Consider the following 2,065-nt stretch of genomic DNA (forward strand, 5'->3'; position numbering starts at 1 on the left):
GTCCACCGCGGCCGGGGGATCCCCGGCCGCGGTGGACGGATCGGCCTCCGGAGGGCTCCACCACCGGTGCCCCCGGCCGGAGGCCGTGTCCGGTGGGCCGGCGCGGGGCGGGTTCGGGTTCCGAAGGCGGGAACGGCCGGTCCGTCATCACTTCGGGACGCGAAAGTCCCCTATTTCATCCGTGTTCGGGTGGTGCTCCCGCCCGCCACCGGGACGTCACCTCGCGCGGGATGGGCTCCGAGGTCCAACTCACCTTCCCGCGAGCTGCGTTCATCTTTCGGAAGGGGGAGGACGGGGGGTCCGGCCGGATGGTTTCGGGTGTCGAATCCCGGAGAAGTGTCTCCGGAATATTTCCGGAAAATTTCCAGCTCCGGACATCCCGAAATGATCATGGTGGGTGGTGTGAGTGGGCGAGTGAAGGTGGAGCCTCTCTTCCTTGCCCCTCTGATCAGCAAAGATGTGGAGCTCATCGGGATTTCGCGCCATCGAAGCTCTCGAAATGTTTCCGTGAACTGTTGACAACTATCGGAGCCGACTCAACACTAACGCCATCGATGACGCCCCACGGTCATCGATCCGGAACACACACGTGCTCCGGCTCACCGGCCGCCTCCCTGCGGCGGCCGGGCCATCCCCCCACTGTCGTCGTGCGACACCGACGGTCGGTGCCCGCTTCCCCGGGCACCGATCGCCGTCGGTCCGCGTCACGTCGCCTGGGCTTCCCCACCGGCCTTCACAAGGAGGAAGCACGCACATGAACGGCAATCCCACCCGCTCGACGCGCCGCTTCGGCGGTCGTTTCGGACGGTCGAGAATCCGCAGGAACGGACGCATCCGCCTGCTCATCGCCGGCGTCTGCGCCGCGCTGGTGGCCACGGTGATGCTCCCGATGGGCTCCGCCCACGCCAACCCCATCAACTCGAACCAGACCGGCACCCACGGCGGGTACTTCTACTCGTTCTGGACCGACGGCGGCGGGTCGGTCTCCATGAACATGGGATCCGGCGGTAACTACAGCACCTCGTGGTCCAACACCGGCAACTTCGTGCTCGGCAAGGGCTGGCGCACCGGCAGCCGGATGAGCGTGAACTACTCGGGCACCTTCAACCCCTCCGGCAACGCCTACCTCGCGCTCTACGGCTGGGCACGGAACCCGCTGGTGGAGTACTACATCGTCGACAACTGGGGCACCTACCGGCCCACCGGCAACTACAAGGGCACGGTCCAGAGCGACGGCGGCACCTACGACATCTACGAGACCACCCGGTACAACTCCCCCTCCATCGACGGCACCCAGACCTTCCAGCAGTACTGGAGCGTCCGTCAGACCCGTCGCACCGGCGGCACCATCACCACCGGCAACCACTTCGACGCGTGGGCCCGGCACGGGATGCGCCTCGGGAACCACGACTACATGATCATGGCGACCGAGGGCTACCAGAGCAGCGGCAACTCCAACATCACCGTCGGCGGTACCGGCGGGGGCGGCAATGGTGGGGGCGGTAACGGCGGCAACACCGGTGGCGGCGGGAACAACGGCTGCACCGCCACCCTCTCCGCCGGTGAGCGGTGGGACGACCGCTACAACCTCAACGTCTCGGTCTCGGGCTCCAGCAACTGGACCGTGACGATGAACGTGCCACAACCCGCCACCATCCTCGCCACCTGGAACGTCAGCGCGACCTGGCCCAGTTCCCAGGTGATGGTGGCCAGGCCCAACGGGAACGGCAACAACTTCGGCGTCACGATCAGACACAACGGCAACCACACCTGGCCGACGGTCTCCTGTAGTACGAGTTAGCGCCGGTCACACCGACCGCACCGGTCGTATCACCGGCGCATCCGTGGCGCGGTGGCTCCGGCCGCCGCGCCACACCCCTGCGGAGCGCTCTTCCGGAGTGCTCCCGAAAGAGTGGTCGCCACCCCCGGGAACCCGCCGTGCCGTACCGGCGAACGCCCGCCGCCGGTTTCCCACATCGTCCCCCTCAAGGGGGTAATGGGAGTGCGAAAGTTTTCGCGCGCCCCGCGGCGCGCCTCGGCCGTCGGCCCCCGATCGGACCCCCGC

At 67.4% G+C, this 2,065-nt stretch carries 1 protein-coding gene; it reads left to right on the forward strand.

Annotated elements, in window-relative coordinates; translation table 11 throughout:
• Positions 1–880: 880 nt before the first annotated feature.
• Positions 881–1,801, forward strand: a complete 921-nt coding sequence (locus FNQ90_RS20895; RefSeq protein ID WP_407699407.1) for a glycoside hydrolase family 11 protein — start codon at positions 881–883, stop codon at positions 1,799–1,801.
• The last annotated feature ends 264 nt before the right edge of the window (positions 1,802–2,065 follow it).

The sequence above is a fragment of the Streptomyces alkaliphilus genome (assembly GCF_014141535.1).
GTDB classification, from domain to species: Bacteria; Actinomycetota; Actinomycetes; order Streptomycetales; family Streptomycetaceae; genus Streptomyces; species Streptomyces alkaliphilus.